Here is a 19,659-nt window from a genome sequence, read left to right on the forward strand (position 1 = left end):
CGGAATCGGCCTGCGCGGCGCCCCACCGACCTGTAACCCGAACTGCAGGGAATCACCGTGAATCCGATTCGAACGTGTCGACCTTCCTGCCGCCACTCCACGATGCGGCGCGTCATCCTCCCGCCGCCCGAGGCAACCTGATGGGCATCGCCACATCGGCCGAGATCGACCCGAGCGCCGTGATCGGCCCCGGCTGCCAGATTCGCACCCTGGTGCAGGTGGGCGAATACGCGCGGCTCGGACCGGACTGCATCCTCGGGCGCGGCGCCTACATCGGTCCCGGTGTCGTCGTCGGACGGCACTGCGTTATTCAGGACTACGCGGTCGTCTATCAGCCGTCTCTGCTCGAAGATGGAGTCTTCGTCGGCGCGGCGGCGGTCTTCACGAACGACGCGCATCCGCGGGCCATCAGTCCCGACGGAACGCGCAAGGCGATCGATGAGCGGGACCTGGTCGGGGTGACCGTGCGCACCGGGGCGTCGATCGGGGCCAATGCTGTGTGCATCGCGCCGCTCACGATCGGGCGCTGGGCCATGGTGGCAGCGGGCGCGGTGGTCACCGAGGACGTCCCCGATTACGCCTTGGTGGCCGGCGTGCCCGCCCAGCGCATCGGCTGGGTCGGGCGGAGCGGGATGCCGCTCCGGGCGGGCGCCGACGGCAGCCTCGTCTGCCCGGTCACCGGCGAGGAGTACACCGAGCACGACGGCCTGCTCACGCGCGACTGATCGGCCGGCGCTATAGCTCCGCGTCAGAAGGGGCGAACGTGTCGCAGCTGCCGACACCGTCGCTGAAACCGGTCTGGAACCACCGCTGGCGTTGCTCGCTGGAGCCGTGGGTCCAGGCCTCCGGGTTGACCTGGCCCTGCATGGACTCCTGGATGCGGTCGTCTCCGATCGCGGATGCCGCGCTGAGCGCATCCTGGATCTGTGCCGCCGTGATGGGCTTCAGGAAGGGCACTCCCCCGGTGTCGCGGGTGTCAGAGGCGGCACCGGCCCACGCGCCGGCAAAACAGTCTGCCTGCAGTTCGACCCGCACCGCGTTGGAGCCGTCCCCGGTCTGTCCGTCCTGGGCGGCCGCGAGGGTGCCTTCCAGATTCTGGATGTGGTGACCCCATTCGTGCGCCACGACATACATCTCGGCGAGGGGACCGCCGGAGGCACCGAAGCGGGTGCGCAGGTCGCCGAAGAATGCGGTGTCGATGTAGATGGTCGCATCTGGCGGGCAGTAGAACGGCCCGGTTGCACTCGTGGCCCCGCCGCACGCCGTGCCGACGCTGTCGGTGAACAGTGCGACCGGCGGTTGCTGGTACTCGATTCCGCGGGCAGGCAGTTCCTCGCCCCAGAACACGTCAAGGGATGCCGCGGCGCCCTTGATCCGGCATTCGACGTCGTCGTTCGCCTGGGCCCCGGTCGTGCACTCGGACAGATTGGACACACTGCCGGCGTCGGCGGGCTGCGTGCCACCGCCGGCCAGGCCGCTCAGATCCACTCCCAGGACCTGGGAGAGCAGGAACAGGACGATCACACCCACTCCGCCGCCGCCCACGGCGATCCCCGTATTGCGGCCCCGCTTGCTGACCCGGCCGCCGCCGATATTCGCGTTGTCGTTGAACGTCATGAGAAAAAGCTACCCGGTGAAACGGGGCGTCTTTTCCGGCGCGGTCTGCGCAGTGCGCTCAGGCCGATGACCGGACCACTGCACACGGTTTCTGCGTCCCCCCGTTCGGGGCACCAGCCTTCCTGCGCGTTCCGGGGTATGGTCTCCTCGCAAGCAGTTGAAAATCCATCACTTATTGGTTCGCCCGGGTGGCCCGTTCCCTAGACGGGTCCCCCGCGCGAATCCCACCCGCTCTGTAAACCCGAAATGCAGAGGATTCCGTGAACACGTTTGCTACGTGTCGACGTGTTCGTCGACCCATTTTTGACGGCCCCACCCCGGCCGCGTCCCCAGCGCTGCACTGCGCCCGCCCGCGAATCTTCGGTGGCGGGGTGAGCACACGGTGACGGATCCACGACCGCGCCTGCCTTACGCCGGGCGTCTCCCCAGAACCCAGCCGAAGCTTGCCCTGGTGCCGGCACCGGCAGTCACGAACCCGGTCAGCGTCGACGCGAGGTCGTCCGGTCTGGTCTGGGCCCGACAGTTTCGCGCGAAACTCTTGTTGAGCGACGTGGGCATCGTCATGGTCGCGGTCACGACCGCCCTGCTGGTCAGATTCCGCGGGGAGGATGCCCGGGCATCCATCGGCGGATATCAGGCCGACTACTGGCTGGTCGCGCTGCTCATCGCACTGAGCTGGATCGCCACCCTGGGCGTCTTCCACACCAGAGACTCGCGCGTCATCGGAATCGGGGCGACCGAGTACAAGCAGGTGATCAACGCGAGCGCGATCGCTTTCGGCCTCCTCGCCATCGGCTTCCTGGCGTTCCAGGTCGACGTTGCACGCGGCTTCTTCGTGCTCGCACTCCCCCTCGGCATTTGCGGCCTCGTCCTGGAACGTTGGCTGTGGCGGCGGTGGTTGCTGCGCCAGCGGCTGTTCGGCCACTACCTCGCGCGCGTCATCGTGGTCGGCAATCGTGCCGATGTCGAATACGTGGTCGGCCAGATCGAGAAGGCCGGCGCCACCTATTACGTGGTGGGGGTCGCACTCGCGAACGGTTCGACGACCGCTGTGAAAAGCGAGAGCCGCACGATCCCAGTGGTTTCCGACCCCGCGCACGTTGCGATCGCGGCCTCCGATCTTGCCGTCGACACGGTGATCGTCGCGGGCCAGCCGGCTGGAGGCAGCGAATACATCCGCACGCTCGGCTGGCAGTTGGAGGGGACCTCCGCTGACCTGGTGCTGTCCAACCAGCTCACGGATGTCGCCGGTCCCCGCATCCATTTCCGCCCGGTCGAGGGGCTGCCCCTGATCCACGTGGAGATACCGCAATTCGAGGGAGCGAAGCATGTGCTCAAGCGCGTTCTCGACATCGGGGTGTCCGGAATTTCACTCCTTTTCTTCTGGCCGCTCCTGCTGGCCATCGCGATTGCCGTGAAGCTCGACTCACCCGGCCCCGTCCTCTTCCACCAGGAGCGATGCGGGCGCAATGAGCGCACCTTTCAAATGGTCAAGTTCCGCTCCATGGTTCAGACGGCAGAAGACGACCTCGCAGGGCTGCTCGACCAGAACGAGGCATCCGGGGCCCTCTTCAAGATTCGCAATGACCCGCGCATCACTCGGGTGGGTCGTGTGCTCCGCAAGTACTCGCTGGACGAATTGCCTCAGCTCTGGAACATCCTGGTCGGGAACATGAGCCTCGTCGGCCCGCGCCCGCCGCTTCCGGTGGAGGTCGAAGCCTACGAGACCCACGTGCATCGGCGCCTGTACATCAAACCGGGCCTGACAGGGATGTGGCAGGTCAACGGTCGGTCGAACCTGAGCTGGGAGGACAGTGTGCGACTGGACCTCTACTACGTCGAGAACTGGTCGTTGGCCGGTGACCTCATCATCATCTGGCGCACCTTCAAAACGGTCATACGACCAGTGGGTGCGTACTGATGACCCACGAAACAGCATCGATCAAGGGAGGTACATCTTGACACGAACAGTCGGCTACGCTGGCGGGGCTTTCGACCTGTTCCACATCGGTCACCTCAACATCCTCAAACACGCGAAGAGCCAGTGCGACTATTTGATCGCCGGCGTGCTGTCTGACGAAATGCTCCTGGTGACCAAGGGCGCCGTACCCGTTGTGCCACTGGCCGAGAGGCTTGAGATCGTTCGTCACATCGCCTTCGTCGATGAAGCGATAGCGGAAGTGGCCGAAGACAAGATGGACACCTGGCGCACGCTTCGCTTCGACGTCTACTTCAAGGGCGACGATTGGAAGGGCACCGAGAGAGGTCGCCTTCTTGAGCGCCAGTTCGCCGAGGTCGGCGTGGACGTCGTCTATTTTCCGTACACCGTTTCGACCTCGAGCACGGCCCTCCGGCTTGCGCTGAAGGCTCTGGCCCCGAACGCCGCCGGCCATCGACCGGTTCATGACTACAGCAACAGCGAGCGATAGGACGACCATGGTGCCGAAAAGGGCGTTGATCACCGGGGTAACCGGCCAGGACGGCTCATATCTGGCCGAGTTCCTCCTGTCCATGGGCTATGAGGTTCACGGCCTCAAGCGCCGGTCGTCGCAGCTCAACACCCAGCGAATCGATCACATCTATCAGGACCCGCACGAGCACGACGCGCGTTTCTTCCTGCACTTCGGAGATCTGTCCGATTCGTCGAACCTCACCCGCATCATTCAGGAGGTGCAGCCGGATGAGATCTACAACCTGGGTGCACAGTCCCATGTGGCTGTCAGCTTCGAAATGCCCGAATACACCGCTGACATCGACGCCCTGGGAACTCTGCGTCTCCTCGAAGCGGTGAGATTGCTGGGGATGACGGACAGGGTCAGGTTCTACCAGGCCTCGACATCAGAGCTGTACGGGTTGGTCCGGGAGACACCGCAAAGCGAAATCACTCCCTTTTATCCACGTTCTCCGTATGCGGTCGCCAAGCTGTACGCCTATTGGATGACCGTGAATTACCGAGAGTCCTACGGGATGTACGCCTGCAACGGGATTCTGTTCAATCACGAATCCCCGCGCCGCGGTGAGACGTTCGTGACGAGGAAGATCACCCGGGCCATCGCCAACATGGCCCAGGGTCTCGAGTCCTGCCTGTTCCTCGGAAATATGAACTCGCTTCGAGACTGGGGCCATGCACGCGACTATGTTCGCCTCCAGTGGATGATGCTGCAGCAGGATTCGCCGGAGGACTTCGTGATTGCCACGGGAGTCCAGTACTCGGTGCGCGAATTCGTCGAATGGTCGGCGAATGAGGCTGGAATCACCCTGCGATTCGAGGGTGAAGGTCTGAACGAGATCGGCATCGTCGACAGCGTCGTCGGGGACCTCGCGCCGGCTGTTCACCCCGGTGACGTCATAGTGAGAGTCGATCCCCGTTACTTCAGGCCGGCCGAAGTGGAGACCCTGCTCGGCGACTCGACACGGGCCCGTCTCAAGCTGGGCTGGCTGCCGGAGATCAGCGTGCGAGAGATGTGCGCGGAAATGGTTGCCTCAGACCTCGTGATCGCCCAGAAGAGCGTCCTCCTGGAGAGTCACGGTTTCCCGTCCCTCGTGTCTTGGGATACCTGGTGAACCGAAACACCGACGCTGCTGTCTATGTCGCGGGACACAACGGAATGGTGGGATCGGCGATCGTGCGCCGACTCACGTCGTTGGGTTACGTCAACATCGTGACCGCCAGTCATTCGGAACTCGACCTTGTGGACCAGCGAGCCGTTCGGGCCTTCTTCGAGGCCAATCGCATCGATCAGGTCTATCTCGCTGCCGCCAAAGTCGGCGGGATCGAAGCCAACAACTCCTCGCCGGCGGATTTCATCTACGACAACCTCCTGATCGAGGCCAACATCATCAAGTCCTCACACGACTTCGGCGTTCCGAGGCTCCTTTTCCTCGGCTCGTCCTGCATCTATCCCCGGCTCGCCGACCAGCCGATACGTGAAGAGGCCCTGATGACCGGCGCACTGGAATCGACGAACGAGCCGTACGCCGTGGCAAAGATCGCGGGAATCAAGCTGTGCGAGAGCTTCAATCGTGAATACGGGCGCGACTATCGAAGTGTGATGCCGACAAATCTCTACGGCCCCGGAGACAACTACCACCCTGTGAACAGTCACGTCATTCCCGGACTGCTGAGGCGCTTCCACGAGGCCGCCGCGAACGGGCTCGATGAGGTTGTCATCTGGGGCAGCGGCACCCCGAAACGTGAGTTCATGCATGTTGATGATCTGGCAGCGGCTGCCGCGCACGTCATGGAGCTGGAGCGCAGTGACTATGGCGCGAAAACCCAGCCGATGCTCTCGCACGTGAACGTGGGAACAGGCGTCGAATGCAGCATCGCAGAGCTTGCTGGACTGGTGGCATCCGTGACCGGTTTCACGGGCCGCCTGACCTTCGATTCCACCAAACCGGATGGGACCCCGCGCAAGCTGCTGGACGTGTCACGCCTGCGCTCGCTCGGATGGCAGTCGACCATCAGCCTGGAAGACGGTCTGAGCGATGCCTATCACTGGTTCCTCGTCCACCAGGGCGACTTCCGTGGCCGGATCCTGGAGGGCGCATGCGGCTCACCGTCATAGGACTCAACTATCGCCCCGAGCTCACGGGCATCGCGGTGTACACCACGGGCCTGGCTGAGAGACTCGCCTCTGATCGTGGGAACTCAGTCCATGTCATCGCCGGGTACCCGCACTACCCGGAGTGGCGAGTCCACGCAGGATTCACCGGACTGAGCCGGACGGACGAGTCGGCCGGCGTCACGGTGAAACGGCTGAGGCATTACATTCCATCGAGGCCGCGCCTCATCAACCGCCTCGCGATGGAGATCCAGTTCGGGCTTCGGGCCGCATTCAGCTCGTGGGACCGACCCGAGGTCCTTCTCCTCGTCACTCCCGCGTTGTTCTCCGCCGCGATCGTTTCCCTCCGTGCCCGCCTCGTGGGCACCAGGACGTGCATCTGGGTCCAGGACATCTATTCTCTGGGAGTCTCCGAGAGCGGCGCCGGCGGGCGGATCGCCGCGCTGGCGCTGAGACGCGTGGAGCGGGCGGTGCTGGGGTCGGCGTCGACCATCGTTGTGATCCACGAACGTTTCAAGCGCTACCTCGTTGCGGAACTGGGGATCGAAGCAGACCGGGTGGAAGTCGTTCGCAACTGGTGTCACATCGAAGACGCCCCCGGCAACCGGGTAGAGACGCGACGCGCACGGGGCTGGGGCCCGGACGACATCATCGTGCTTCATGCGGGCAACATGGGCATGAAGCAGGGCCTGGAGAATGTTGTGGCTGCGTCCAGGATCGCTGAGTCTCGTGGGTCGCGGGTTCGATTCGTCCTTCTAGGCGATGGAAACCAGCGGCCGGCTCTTCAGGCCGAAGGTGGGAACAGCCACCTCGAGTTTCTCCGCCCGCTCCCTGAGGACGAATTCCGAGCCACTCTGGCGGCGGCGGACGTTCTGCTGTTGAACGAGCGACCGGGCCTGACCGAAATGTCGGTTCCCAGCAAACTGACGTCGTATTTCCAATCCGGCCTGCCGGTCATCGCAGCGACCGACAGATCGAGCATCACAGCCGAGGAGCTTGCAGTCGCGGGCGCGGGGTTACGAGTGGATGCCGCCGCCCCCGACGCCCTCGTAGAGGCGGCTGAAAGGCTCGCGCTCGACGCGAAAGCCTCTCACGCCTACGGCGTTGCAGGTCGTCGCTTCGCGGCCGATATTCTCGGGGTGGGACCGGCAATCACACGGTTCCAGGCCATCCTGGAGCGGCTTGCCCCCCGCCAGCGCGAAGAACGTGACGACCGAGCTCCAATAGTGCCGCCGCCACCCGTCAGAGGATTTTGACTGCGCGGAATTCCACTGGCGGGGCACCCCGATAGTTCTTGCAGAGCCAGAAGTAGCTCCCCCGATAGGCGGCGTCCTTCGCTTCAAACGACCATCCCCGGCCATCCAGACGGTAGACGGTGATCCCGACGGGAGTCACCGCGACCTCGAGCTGGACCCATTGACCGGCACGGGCAGCCGTTGTGTCCACAGAGCCGAGCAACGTCCCATCCACGTCTCCGGCGGCTCGCCGAAAGAGCTCGAGGGATCCGGTCGGGCGCAGGATGACATGGTAGGCCGAGACTTCGCCGGCGATGCGAACACGGTACGGTCGGTCGTCGTCGGCGCAGAACGCGATTCCGGCGTGCTCACGTGCCTGCGGTAGCGTGTCCGGCCAGCACAGTTCACACTGGATGCGATAGGTGTCCGCCCCCGAGGGACTCATCGAACCCATGAGATAGCTCTGAATATCCTGGTGAGACAGCGAGATGGATTCGTTCTTCTCAATGAAGGCCGGCTGAACGCCCCAGCCCTTGTCCGTTGTCCAGGGGAGGTCCCCGGCGGTCCGCAACCCTGAGGCGAAGTGGTCGACCGTCTCCGGCTGGGCGATCTCAGTGACATAGGGCAAGTTCGAACACATCAAACCGGCAACACCGAGTGCGCCCATTCGATCCTTCATCCACCGATAATGTATTTCCCAGGCGATGACCGGTTTCCCGAATGCCACGACGCGGGCAATTTCTGCGTCTGATGCCGTGTGCGGAACACCCAGGTAGTCGAAACGCCCGGCGAGCCTGTCCAGGTCGCCGAAGAGCTCCGGTCCGAAGTAACCCCAGCACTTGTACCCTCTCTCCGCGGCGAGGGCGTATTGTCCGGCACCCCCCCACTGCTTCCAGACGAAATGCGAGGTGGCGTCCGGATACGTGTCCATCAGGTCGAGGAGCGCGACGGCGTTGGTTCCCTGCTTGTCTTCGATGAATATCACGTGCGTCGCGGCGAACAGGTCCAGGACATCGTCCAGCCGGGGGATGGGCTGCGGTTCGGCGGCAGGCCCGAGCCAGTCTCGCGCATCGACTCTCAGCGTCGAGAGTTCCGCCCAGGTTGTTTCGGAGATGATGAGGTCCTGACCAGTGGAGCGCAGGGTGGACTTGTCGTGATGACACACCAAAACGCCGTCCGAGGTCGCGTTCACTGAAATCTCTATGGCTTGGGCTCCGAGCTCGACCGCCTTCGAGTATGCCTCCCGGGTGTGCTCGGGCCAGTTGTCGCCCGACCCGCGGTGCCCGATATAGAACGGTTTGGCCGAGAAGAGGGTGTCCACAGTGGAGGCAACCTGGCCAGAGATAGCTGGCGATTTCGCGGGGCCGGGGACAGGGGTGGCCCGCCGCGGATCTGCCTGACAAGCGCTGAGCAGGAGGGCGGAGCCGCCCATGACGAACAAAGTCCGTCGGTTGAACGGGACCCCCGCCCTGCCAGCCCTCGTCATGGAGCGGTGTAGGTGAGCGTCAGCAACGGTCGGTACGTCGCGCTCGGAGCGTTGTTCGACCACAGGCGCAAGTTGTCCAAACCACTGGAGAACAGTGCAATGGACTGCGTGGAGCCCGCCAACCCGCTGAGCTCCGCAGCGTTCAGGGTGATTGTGTACGACGTGTGCGTCGCCGTCGCCCCGGTCACGGTGCCCAGCGCCGCCCCGTCACCGGTCGGCCGGTTGTTCCAGTTCACTGTGCTCTCGGTCCACGCACCCGCGACAAGCCTGAGGGTGTGCGAGTCGACCGACCCTGCCGACGGATCTCCCGAAGTCCGCAGCCGGATCGTCGCTCCGGACAGCACCATGCCCGCCGGAGCGGCCGGAAGGTTGAACGCCAGATAGGACTCGATTGGAGAATTCCCGCCGGCGCCACGCGAGGAAAGTTGACTGTCTGAGCCGTAGTTGGTCGTCGGTGATGTCCGATACACCATCGCATCACCGGTTGGATAGGCCGTCAGCACCACCGGCTCCACTGGGGTTGGCGAGACCGTGGCTTCGACGGACTCCGATGCACCACTCACGTTCCCCGCCGCGTCGCGGGATGCTACTCGGTAATACCAGGTACCGGGGGCCAAACCGGAATCTGAGTAGTTCGTGCCGGTCGCATCGGCGATCTTCGACGACGGCTCGGCCACGAACCCAGCCGACGAGCCTCGATAGACCTGATAGCCAGTGACCGCCACATTGTCGGTCGCCGCCGACCAGGTCAGCGCCACAGACGTTCCGGACGCCGACGCGGTGAGACCTGCCGGCACACTCGGTGCCTCGGCATCCGGGGGCGCCGCCACCGTCACCGAGGCTGCCGCGGAAGCAGCACTGGCGTTACCCGCCGTGTCCACAGCGACGAGCTTGTAGTACCAGGTGCCCGCGGGAACCGCCGGATCGGTCCAGGTGGTAGCGGTCACGTCGGCGACCTTGGTTGCCGCGCTGACCGGGAAGGACTCGGCCGCACCCCGATGCACCTGATAGCCGGCCACCGCGTTGTTGTCCGTGGACGCGGCCCAGTTCACTTGGGCGTCCCCGGCGACCAGCGTCGCCTGGACTTCCTGCGGAACCGTCGGCGGGGTGGTGTCGTTGATGCCAAGTGAGTAGTGGCTGGACACCTCACCGGCGGACAACCCGTTGGGGTAGATTGCCACCTCGTCCAGGTCGCCGGTGAAGTAACCGTTTGACGGTTGCTGGGGCCACGAGTTCAGGTTTCCCCCGCCCGCCCTCCAGTAACCGGTGAAGGCCTGATTCACTGCGGTGGCGTTCGTGCCGGTGAGCACAGCATCGACATAGAGTTTCATGCCACTGGAATCCTGCACAGCGACCACGTGGTGCCAGACATTGTCGTTGTACGTGCCCGGCGTAGTCACCGTTTGGAAGCCGCCGGCATAGACGCCGAAGATCAGGTTGCCAGCATTGGTCATGTACACCTGCTTGTCGTAATTGCTTCCCGATCCGGTGGCTGCGTTCTCATAACCCGTGAGTTTTCCGCCTGCGGTGGTGTCGGTCTTGAACCACGCCTCAGTCGAGAACGCTGCGGTCGAACCGCCCTCCGGCGAGGCGACGACACTGTCCGCGGACCCGGTGGTCCGCACCGCGAATCCCCCGTTCACGACGGCCGGCTGTTGTAGCTGAACCTGACTGCCGATGCTGCCCTTGCGCTGCCCCAGGAACGAGGAATCCGCTGCGACTGCTCCCGATGCCTCGTCGAGGCGCCAGTACAGGTCAGGGTTGGAGTTGAACACCGCAGCACCGTAGGCATCCGCTGGCGGCTCCTGTGTCACGACCGTGCCGCCACCGAGCTGATAGTGCCTGGCAACCTGGTTGAGTGTCAGAGCGCGATCGTAAACGGCCGTCTCATCGATCGCGCCGGCGAAGAAGGAACTGCTCGGCCGGTTGGGCCAGCCATTGAGATTGTCACCGCCGACCCGCCAGGTTCCCTGGTAGGGCTGGGCTGTTGTTGTCGAGTTGGTTCCGACCTGAACCCCGTCAATGTACAGCGCGAGACCGGCCGGGCCCTGCGTGGCGACAAGGTGGTGCCACTTGCTGTCGTTGTACGCCAAGGGGGTGCGGATGGTCTGAGCATTGCCGACGTACACGCCGAAGTTGATGCGCCCGCTGTCCTCCATATAGACGTGGCGGTCATAGCTGGAACTCGCAACATAGGCGCCTGTATGCGTCTTCGGGCGGCCGTTGCCGTAGCCGATGATCTTGCCGCCTCTCGTTGTGTTCGTGTTGAACCACGTCTCAATCGTGTAGCTGGTCGGGCCTGGTCGCATCTGGTCGCTCAACGCGTAGTCATTCACTCCGTCCAGCTGGGCTGCGGTACTCGCACCGGGAACAGCACCGGCGGCATTGCGCAGCATGCCGTTCTGGTAGAGCCCGTTGAGTCCGGTCGTGGTCGGCCCGGACTTATCCTGAGCCCAGACACCGGTTTGCTCGTCGTACCGCCAATAGAGCGAAGGGCCATCGGCTACAACCTGACCTGCGTAGTCGATCGTCTTCGTCACGGCTCGCGCCGACGCTGTGCCCGAAAGCCCACTCACGTTGATTCCGTCGCTAGCGCTTACCCGGTACGTATAGTTGGTTCCGGGCACCGCCGTGGTGTCGATGAATGTCACCTGCGGCCGCACCCACCACATCGAAGAAGCCGTACCGGTCCAGATCGGAGTAGCCGCACCGTTTCGGTAGACGTTATAGGTGAGAAGACTGTCATCGGGATCGACGACCGTGCGGAACCTCACCTGAACGGCGCCGGAAGTCAACGCCTCCGCGGCAACTTCCGGTACGGGAGGAGCACCCGTGTCGGTCGTGCTGAACCGAGTCAGGCCCTGTTGCGCTGCTCCGTTGATAACCGTGAACTCGCCGCCGGCCCAGAGGTACTTCTTGCCGGTGGTCTTTCCGGTGGCGACGACCAACGCGCGCGGTCCGATTCCCTCGCCGGTTCCGTCGTTGGCGGCGGGGAACCAGCCGAGGAGAGTGGGATTGTCGGTCTTGTTGGCGGTGAAGTAAATCCGCTTCCCGTCAGCGAACGCATTGTTGTTGCTCGCGCAGTCGTGATGGTGATTTGCCGAATACAGAGTCCCCTCATACGGGAGGACCGCCTGCGTTGCGCCGAGGCAGGTGTTGCGCCAGCGCTCGTTGAGCGTGTTCCAGTCGATGGAGAACGTGCCGTCGAAGACACCGCCGCCTGTGCCTTCGTTGCCTCCGTAGAAGCTCGTTGCGTCGCTGCTGAGCGATTTTGTCACTGAGTTCCGGTGGATGAATCCGACCGGGTAGTTCCTGACGTTCGTGCCGGTGACAGCGTCAACGACACCGATGGAGTGTGAGGCCTGCCCGTTGACGGTGAAGAAGTCGCCTCCGATGGCAACCTTGGTGCGGTCCGGGGACACCGTGACGGCACGTCCGGGCAGTTCGACGTCTGCCACCCAGGGCAGCAGAGCGCCTGTGGTGGAATTGACCGCCGCAAAACGCTGCCGCGGCTGGGAGGCGACCGTCGTGAACTGGCCTCCGAAATACACGGTGTTCTCCGTCACGGCAATGGCGTAAACGGGGCCGGACACGGCAGCGACCCGGAAGGGCTTGACCGTGCAGGCAACCGGGTCGATCGCTGCGATCCGATTGACGCTGACACCGCCGATGCTGCTGAAGCTGCCGCCGACGTACACCGTGTTTCCATCTGGTGACGTCGTGATGGCCCTTACGCTCGGCGTACCTCCCGCAAGGAGGGCCTGCAGCTGACAGCTGTCAGGTGCCCCTGTCTCCGCATCAAAGATCGCAAGGGACCTGACGTTCCTCACCGTGCCGGTTCCGCCGTTCGGTGGCCGGAGCTGCGAGAATTCACCACCGGCGACCACCCGCCCATTGGCCTGACCGACGGCGTAAACCAAACCGTTCGTCTGCCAGGCGGGGAGATTATCTGCGCTGAACTGGACTCCACTGGAAATCGCAGATGCGGTGACGATGGGTGTCGCCAGGAGCATCCCGGATACGACACCAACGGTCGCCAAAACACTGACAAGTTTACGCATAGCCAATTTATCCCTCGGGTAATCAGCGCTCCGCGCTAGGGTTCGCGAATGCTGCGGGTTAAATATCGGACGGGGCTGCCTGCGGATCGAAAAACTGATTTTCAGACGTGCACAAGAAAAGAATCTGCCCGCACCGTACTCCGCCCTGTTCGGTAACCACAATGCCAAGAACCGGTAATTCACCCCCTCCACGGGAGGCATGCCAAGATTCCCGGTCAGGGATACGCTCGGCACGATCCCGTACGGGTTCTCCCGGCCACCTCCAAGCGGAAGGCAGCACCATGAGCTCGTTCGGGCAAGCCCTCGACAGGTTGTCAACAGCACAGAAAAGTAAGCGCGGAGTATCGATCTACAGCAGATTCGTCAATCGTCCGATCGGGCGATTGCTAGCCGCCGCGTGTTTCGTGTTGAGAATGACCCCCAACCAGGTGACCCTCGGTTCGGCCGTCGCAACCGTGCTGGGTTTGACGCTCCTGGTCACAGCCACGCCGACTCCGGCCAGCGGGTTGGGTGTGGCCCTCCTCCTCATGCTCGGGTTCGCCCTTGACTCCGCCGACGGCCAACTCGCACGCCTGACCGGCCTGCGGTCGCCGGCCGGGGAGTGGCTCGACCACGTCGTCGACGCCGGGAAGATCGTCGCTGTGCACAGCGCTGTGCTCATTGCAGTCTTCCGCTCCACTGATGCCGCAGACGGCTGGTATCTGGTTCCGCTGGCTTTCCAGGTGGTAGGCATTGTCACCTTTGTCGGAGGGCTGCTCGTCGAGCTGCTGAGGCGTAGCCCAGCCGCCGTGGATCAGGAGCGTTCACCGTCGACGCTGCGCGCCGTTGGCCTCTTGCCGGCGGACTACGGGATACTCGCCGCGAGCTTCGTTCTCTGGGGATGGCCAACCCTTTTCCTGACCGGGTACGGCCTCCTCTTTGCCGCGAATCTGGTGATCATGGTGCTCCTGCTCAACAGGTGGTTCCGCGCGCTGCGTGAGGTCTCGCACTGCCCTCCCACACCCGAAGCCGAAGTTCCACGGACACCATCAGCGTGACAATTTGGAGGATGACACCAGCCAGGATCGCAACGAATGCGCCCGTCACCCCGAATTCCGCGGCAAGGAGGAAGCGTCGAGCAGACAGTCGTGCACATTCAGTTTGTGCGTACACTCATGCCTATGTCGGAGAATGGTGTTCCCACGGGCGAAGTGCCGGACGTCCCCACGGCGAGGCCGGACGGCGCCCTGCCGGCACATCGCAGCTTGTCCGGGTTCACGGGACGCGGCTATGACAAAGGGCGCGGCCGGCTGTGGCAGGCCGCCTGGTTCTTCATTTCTGGCCTCATCGTGGTGCGCTGGTGGTGCCCGCCGACCCTCCGAGTGATTATCCTGCGTGCTTTCGGAGCCCGAATCGGGCAGGACGTTCTCATTCGCCATCGAGTTCGAATTCATTGGCCCTGGAAGCTGACGGTGGGCGACAACTCCTGGATCGGTGAGGACGCCTGGATTCTGAACCTCGAACAGGTCACTATCGGCCAGGACGTCTGCATCTCTCAAGGTGTCTTCCTCTGCACTGGAAGCCATGACCGCGAATCGCCCACTTTCGAGTTCGACAACGCTCCGATCGTCGTGGAGGACGGGGCGTGGGTAGCCGCGCGCGCCACGGTGCTTCGTGGCAGCCGGATCGGGCGGAACAGCGTGGTCGGTGCGACAGCGCTCGTCGCCGGGAACGTCGCTCCCGGTTCTCTCGTCGCGGGTCCTCTAGCCACGGAAAAGGGTTAGACGTCGTGCGGGTCCTTTCTCTCGTGACCCTCGTGAGCCCCGACGGCGCCTACGGCGGTCCGCTACGGGTGGCCCTGAACCAGGCCAAAGCCCTGAACGCCCGGGGACATGAGGTCACTCTCGCGGGGGGCCAACGGGGCTATGGCGCGCATGTGCCCACGGTCATGGACACGGTGCCGATGGCGCTCTTTCCTGTGCGAACGGCCCTGGCGGGCACCGGGTTCGCAGGACTCGCGTCCCCGGCCTTGCACCGCTGGCTCTCATCCGCCGTGGCAGGCGTGGATATTGTGCATGTGCACGCAGCCCGAGATCTTGTGAGTCTCCGTGCCGCAGATTGGCTCCGGCGCCACAACGTGCCGTACGTGCTGCAGACTCACGGCATGATCGACGCGAGCCGCAACGTGTTGGCTGTGCCGCTGGATGCCGTGATGACCCGCCCCGTGTTACGCGCGGCCCGGCACGTCTTCTATCTGACTCCGCGCGAACGAAGCGATTTGATCGCAGTGGGCGGATCAGGGCTCCGGCTGCGCGAGCTGCCAAACGGTGTGCCCCAACTGGCCAGAACGTCCGAACGGACCGGTGCCGAGGTGTTGTATCTGGCACGCCTCGCCGCTCGCAAGCGACCCATGATGTTCGTGGAGATGGCCGAACGGCTCGCACGCGCGTTCCCTCAGGCATCATTCCGGCTCGTCGGGCCCGATGAGGGAGAAGGGGATGCCATCACCCGGCGGATCTCCGCATCGACTGGAACCGTCGACATCGCGTGGGAGGGGCCTCTGGAACCGGGGCTGACAGCGGCGCGCATGGAGCGCGCAGGAATTTTCGTCTTGCCGTCGGTTGACGAGCCGTACCCGATGTCCGTACTGGAAGCGATGGCGCTCGGTCTTCCGGTCGTCATCACCGACTCCTGCGGCCTGGCTCCCATCGTTCGCTCAACCGGTTGCGGAATCGTCGTCGACAATTCACTGGATTCACTCACCGCAGCAGTGCGTCTGCTGCTGGGCGACTCCGCCCTGGCTCGATCCATGGGACGAGCGGGGGCTCACGCGGCCAGGGAGCACTTTGGAATGCCCATGATCGCTGAGGCTCTGGAGGCCGCGTACCTGGCGTGAGCGCCCGCCGGGAAAGAGGACGCTAGCCGATCTTTCGCGGTAGACCCTCCGCGCTCAGGGGTTTCGGCGGTCTCAGTCCCGATTCCGTCGATGCCTGCCCAGAGGGAGTTCGTGCCGTCACGACCAGCAGGCACAGCAGTGCGACCCACACCACGCCGGCAGCCTGCAGCAGCGAACCGCGAAGCAGGATGGTCATGTACACCGGGAAAATCGAACCGACGATCGCCCACGCCCCGCCGGCGGCGAAGGCCGGCGCCAGCTTGATATCCAGCCGTTTGACGGCGTAACCGACGAAAATAAAACCCGCGATCAAAGCAGGTATCCCTCCGTTCACCAAGAACTCGGCCCACAAGGGGGAAGACAGGTTGTCGAAGTTGTATCCGCGGTAATTGGCCAGGAGGATGCCCGTGTCAACCGGCTTATCGGACCAGAGGGCGCGGGGCACCCAGGAGAAGATCACCCCGAGCGCCTGCCGTCCAGGTTCAACGAGGCCGTCGACGACGTAGGAATAGGCGTTGGCGATTTGCCAGAATGCGTCGTAGTCAGAATTTCCGCGATACTCACCGAAGAAACCGTTCCGGACGAAATTCGGGTCCGGCCGTCGAAATGCGTCGGCGATCGGGAACAAGAACATGAGCCCGAAGAGCGCCCCGAGCAGCGAGGTCCGAAGGCGCCTCGGCGTGGCGAGGGCTCCCGCGAATGCCGCGAGCGCGAAGAGAACGGTACCCAGGCTGTAGCGGGCGCTGCTGACCGGATTGACAACGACCAGAAGCACGGCTGCTGCGGCGATGATCAGGGCGGTGTAGCGCCGTGCAGCGGTCCGTTCGGACCGCCGTCGAAGCTGGGCCAGAGCACCGATACCCACCAGCAGCGGGTAGATCGCCAGAGCGTACATGATGGACCGAATCGCGGGATCCGGCCACGCAGCGTTGCGAGCCGCGAATCCCTGGTCCCGACTGCCGAAGAGCGAGCCGATACCAACCTTGTAGATGAACCAGGCGCTGGCGAGTGCACCCGCGCCGACCAGGAGGAACGTCGCCGACGAGTTGACACCGCGTACAGATTCCGGACCGGGAATCGCGACCGCTGACGCACCCGTGCGCCTGCGCGTGGATCGAGCTTTCAGCCAAGCCGCATAGCGCCCGGCCTCGTAACACAACACCCCCAGCCAGACCAGCAGGGCCGTTGGCACGTCGAAGCCCTGATCAACACCTGCGGTGGTCGGCGAGAGGAGGCCGCTGCGCATCTGCACCGTGGGGGCGATACCCATGAAAATGTAAACGAACAGCCAGAAGAAGAAGTTGAAGAGGGTGGGCTGCCCCGCTGCGATCACGGCGGTCAATCGCACGCCGGCCCACACGACAAGGGCCAGCGTCAGCGGCCAACCGTCGCTGCGGCCGACATCGGCGATCTCCGTGATAAGCAGCAGGGGAATGCCGCCGGCAAGCACAGCGCCGATGACGAGATAGCCGAAAGCGCTCCCGTATCGGATACCGGTGGGTGTCAATTAAGTGCCGCTGCGATGCGTGCGGCGATGGCAGCATGGCCTGCATCATTGATGACGGCGCCGTCCGCGGACAGCATGGCCCGGCTCAGCACATTGGGCGCCAGAAGGCTGACGTAGGTGGCCCCGATCGCAGCTGCCTCCCGCTGCACGGCCGCATCGATGGCGACAATCGGCGCCGTCGGCTCTGACACCGTCGATACTGGGCCGACGGCAATGATGCTCGCGTTCGGCAATCCGACCCGAAGTCCCTGGTACGTCGTCCTGACAGCATCATTGACAGTCTCGAAGTCTTCCGCTTGATCGAACTCGCCACCCGAGATGACCACAATGCCCGGGCCAGCTTCCACGGCTTCGGCCAGAGCGTCCCGAATGTTCGGGCAGGTCGGCTGTCCGCACTCGTCCGGCTGGGCGCCGATGAGGTAGCCCGTGCCGTTCCGGGCGAGGTTGGCCTCCTCCCAGCCGCGAGCCTCGGAGAGAATCGACGACCACCGGTTGACCTCGTCACTCGATCCACCACCGGCAGCGGAAGACCCCCCGAGGAAGACGGCGACTGGACGATCCTCATCCAGTGTCAAGACCGGCCAGGACTGCGCGGAACCCTCTGCGGCTTCCGGCGTCTGCCCCTGCAGAGCAAGTGTGGCCATCGTGATCGCACCCACAGCAAAGAGACCGAGGAAGAAAAGCTTCCACCGAGACGAATGCAAACCGCGCCCACGCACTGCCATTCGCTCATAATGACACGTCGTGACGTTTTCGGGCACCCATGTGGGTATCCTGCACTTGAATGCCGCAGCAAATCTGACGGGCATCGAAACGGAGGCGGCCGGGTGACTCACAGTGGATTCTGGATTTTGGTGCGCAAACGATGGTTCGTGATCGCTGCGTTGTCCCTGCTCGGTGTCGTCATCGGCTCTGCGTACGTGGTCGTGACGCCCCCCGAATACACCGCGAAAACTGAGCTTTTCGTATCCACCGTGAGCGGGGACAACACCGCCGACCTCGCTCAGGGCAGTAATTTTGCGCAGCAACAGGCTCGCAACTACAGCATCGTCGCCCAGCGGGACATTGTGCTCGTCCCCGTGATCACAGCCCTCGGACTCAAAACGACACCGGACGAACTGAGTGACCGGATTTCAGCCTCTGTTCCTCTTAACTCGTCGATGATCTCCATCTCCGTGACCGACTCGTCTCCCGCCCGCGCCGCAGCCACAGCAGACGCCGTCGGCACCAGTCTGGCCAATACGGTGATCCGGCTCGTACCCAAGCGCAGTGACGGGTCTTCGCCGGTTAATCTGCAGGTCGTGCAGCCCGCTCGGGTGCCCACGTCGCCGTCGGCGCCCAACCCTCGCGTCGTGCTGGCATTCGCCGGGATCCTGGGCCTGTTGGCCGGCCTCGGCTTCACGGCGATCGCGGAGCTGATCAGTGCCAAGGTCCGGTCAGTCGATCACCTGAAAGAGATCACGAACCTGACGATCCTCGGCACGGTCTCGGACGACAAGGCCGCCGTGACGAGTCCACTCTTCTCTCAGTCGAACAGCCAATCGCTCCGGTCGGAGGAATACCGTCAGATCAGGACGAACGTCCATTTTCTGCATCCGGATGAGAGCCATAAGGTTTTCGTCGTCACGTCGTCCATTCCCGGAGAGGGCAAGAGTACGACCTCGGCCAACCTCGCTGTCACCTTGGCCGCGTCAGGAATCGCAACCTGTCTCGTTGAGGCCGACCTCAGGAAGCCGGCCCTGGGTGACTACCTTGACCTTGAAGGGGGTGTCGGCCTGACCACGATTCTCGCTGGTGACGCGACTCTCGACGAAGCCCTTCAGTCCTGGGGCCCGCACCAGCTCCAGGTGTTGCTCTCGGGACAGGTGCCTCCCAACCCCAGCGAGTTGCTTGAGTCCAACCAGGCCCAGAACCTCCTGAGAACCCTCAAGGCTCGTTTCGACGTCGTCATCATTGATTGCCCTCCGCTCATGCCGGTGACCGATGCGGCCGTGGTCGCCCGGGCGTTCGGAGGAGCGATCCTCGTCGTCGGGGTGGACCGCGTCGAGACGCGAGAGCTCAAAATGGCGATGGACGCGTTGACCACGAGTGGCGCACCGATTCTCGGCGTGATCGCCAACTTCGTCCCGGCCGGCACTCGAGGCCGATACCAGACATACGGGCAGACTTCCGGGCACGCTCAATCTGAGCGCCGGACCAGAAAACCGGAACATCGGACGAAGGACCGGGAAGTCGTGCCGAGCCTGCCCGGCTGAGACACGGGCACGCGTCGCCACACGGCTGCGCAGGGGGGACAACCACATCACCACTGCA

15 protein-coding genes are annotated in these 19,659 nt (G+C 63.9%); 10 read left to right on the plus strand and 5 right to left on the minus strand.

Annotated features, from left to right (window positions below):
* The first annotated feature begins 140 nt into the window (after positions 1-140).
* Positions 141-725, plus strand: a complete 585-nt coding sequence (locus AC0J5J_RS08795; protein WP_134423997.1) for an acyltransferase — start codon at positions 141-143, stop codon at positions 723-725.
* A 10-nt stretch (positions 726-735) separates the two neighbouring features.
* On the opposite strand, the gene ypfJ is transcribed toward AC0J5J_RS08795, so the two are convergent.
* On the minus strand, positions 736-1,617 hold the full coding sequence (ypfJ, locus tag AC0J5J_RS08800) for a KPN_02809 family neutral zinc metallopeptidase (RefSeq protein WP_134423996.1): 882 nt from the start codon (positions 1,615-1,617) through the stop codon (positions 736-738).
* 451 nt (positions 1,618-2,068) lie between these two features.
* Between ypfJ and AC0J5J_RS08805 the strand changes: the two genes are divergently transcribed.
* From AC0J5J_RS08805 to AC0J5J_RS08825, 5 genes are read left to right on the plus strand one after another with little or no spacing between them, the layout of a single operon-like run.
* Entirely contained in the window at positions 2,069-3,538 is a 1,470-nt protein-coding gene (locus AC0J5J_RS08805; RefSeq protein ID WP_474897577.1) for a sugar transferase, read from the plus strand.
* A gap of 37 nt (positions 3,539-3,575) precedes the next feature.
* Complete coding sequence (locus AC0J5J_RS08810) at positions 3,576-4,046, plus strand: FAD synthase family protein (protein ID WP_134423995.1); 471 nt, start codon at positions 3,576-3,578, stop codon at positions 4,044-4,046.
* The gene (gene gmd / locus AC0J5J_RS08815) at positions 4,021-5,181 is read left to right on the plus strand and encodes a GDP-mannose 4,6-dehydratase (RefSeq protein WP_474897579.1); all 1,161 of its coding nucleotides are present in this window, start codon (positions 4,021-4,023) and stop codon (positions 5,179-5,181) included. The genes AC0J5J_RS08810 and gmd overlap by 26 nt, the downstream gene beginning before the upstream one ends.
* Positions 5,178-6,185 (plus strand): GDP-L-fucose synthase, encoded by a 1,008-nt coding sequence (fcl, locus tag AC0J5J_RS08820; protein WP_474897581.1) that lies wholly within the window; start codon positions 5,178-5,180, stop codon positions 6,183-6,185. Before gmd ends, fcl begins: the two co-directional genes overlap by 4 nt.
* The gene (locus AC0J5J_RS08825; RefSeq protein WP_474897583.1) at positions 6,167-7,438 is read left to right on the plus strand and encodes a glycosyltransferase family 4 protein; all 1,272 of its coding nucleotides are present in this window, start codon (positions 6,167-6,169) and stop codon (positions 7,436-7,438) included. Before fcl ends, AC0J5J_RS08825 begins: the two co-directional genes overlap by 19 nt.
* Here AC0J5J_RS08825 and AC0J5J_RS08830 read toward each other — a convergent pair.
* Positions 7,425-8,738, minus strand: a complete 1,314-nt coding sequence (locus tag AC0J5J_RS08830; protein ID WP_474897585.1) for a glycerophosphodiester phosphodiesterase — start codon at positions 8,736-8,738, stop codon at positions 7,425-7,427. The genes AC0J5J_RS08825 and AC0J5J_RS08830 overlap by 14 nt on opposite strands.
* Before the next feature lie 161 nt (positions 8,739-8,899).
* Positions 8,900-13,165, minus strand: a complete 4,266-nt coding sequence (locus AC0J5J_RS08835) for a LamG-like jellyroll fold domain-containing protein (RefSeq protein ID WP_474897587.1) — start codon at positions 13,163-13,165, stop codon at positions 8,900-8,902.
* A gap of 212 nt (positions 13,166-13,377) precedes the next feature.
* Between AC0J5J_RS08835 and AC0J5J_RS08840 the strand changes: the two genes are divergently transcribed.
* From AC0J5J_RS08840 to AC0J5J_RS08850, 3 genes are all read left to right on the plus strand, one after another.
* The gene (locus AC0J5J_RS08840; protein ID WP_474897588.1) at positions 13,378-14,001 is read left to right on the plus strand and encodes a CDP-alcohol phosphatidyltransferase family protein; all 624 of its coding nucleotides are present in this window, start codon (positions 13,378-13,380) and stop codon (positions 13,999-14,001) included.
* Between the two features lie 123 nt (positions 14,002-14,124).
* Positions 14,125-14,727: an LbetaH domain-containing protein gene (locus tag AC0J5J_RS08845; RefSeq protein ID WP_134424003.1), complete on the plus strand. Its 603-nt coding sequence runs from the start codon at positions 14,125-14,127 to the stop codon at positions 14,725-14,727.
* Between the two features lie 32 nt (positions 14,728-14,759).
* A complete protein-coding gene (locus AC0J5J_RS08850) occupies positions 14,760-15,839 on the plus strand; it encodes a glycosyltransferase (protein WP_277613087.1) in 1,080 nt (359 codons plus the stop codon).
* Positions 15,840-15,861: 22 nt separating this feature from the next.
* On the opposite strand, the gene AC0J5J_RS08855 is transcribed toward AC0J5J_RS08850, so the two are convergent.
* Together AC0J5J_RS08855 and AC0J5J_RS08860 are read right to left on the minus strand one after the other, a co-directional pair.
* Positions 15,862-17,346, minus strand: a complete 1,485-nt coding sequence (locus AC0J5J_RS08855) for a hypothetical protein (protein WP_134423987.1) — start codon at positions 17,344-17,346, stop codon at positions 15,862-15,864.
* A complete protein-coding gene (locus AC0J5J_RS08860) occupies positions 17,343-18,071 on the minus strand; it encodes an SGNH/GDSL hydrolase family protein (RefSeq protein WP_134423986.1) in 729 nt (242 codons plus the stop codon). The genes AC0J5J_RS08855 and AC0J5J_RS08860 overlap by 4 nt, the downstream gene beginning before the upstream one ends.
* 9 nt (positions 18,072-18,080) lie before the next feature.
* On the opposite strand from AC0J5J_RS08860, the gene AC0J5J_RS08865 reads away from it, so the two are divergent.
* The gene (locus tag AC0J5J_RS08865) at positions 18,081-19,601 is read left to right on the plus strand and encodes a tyrosine-protein kinase domain-containing protein (RefSeq protein ID WP_166785480.1); all 1,521 of its coding nucleotides are present in this window, start codon (positions 18,081-18,083) and stop codon (positions 19,599-19,601) included.
* Positions 19,602-19,659 lie beyond the last annotated feature (58 nt).

It is taken from the genome of Cryobacterium sp. TS_SC_7, from assembly GCF_056156285.1.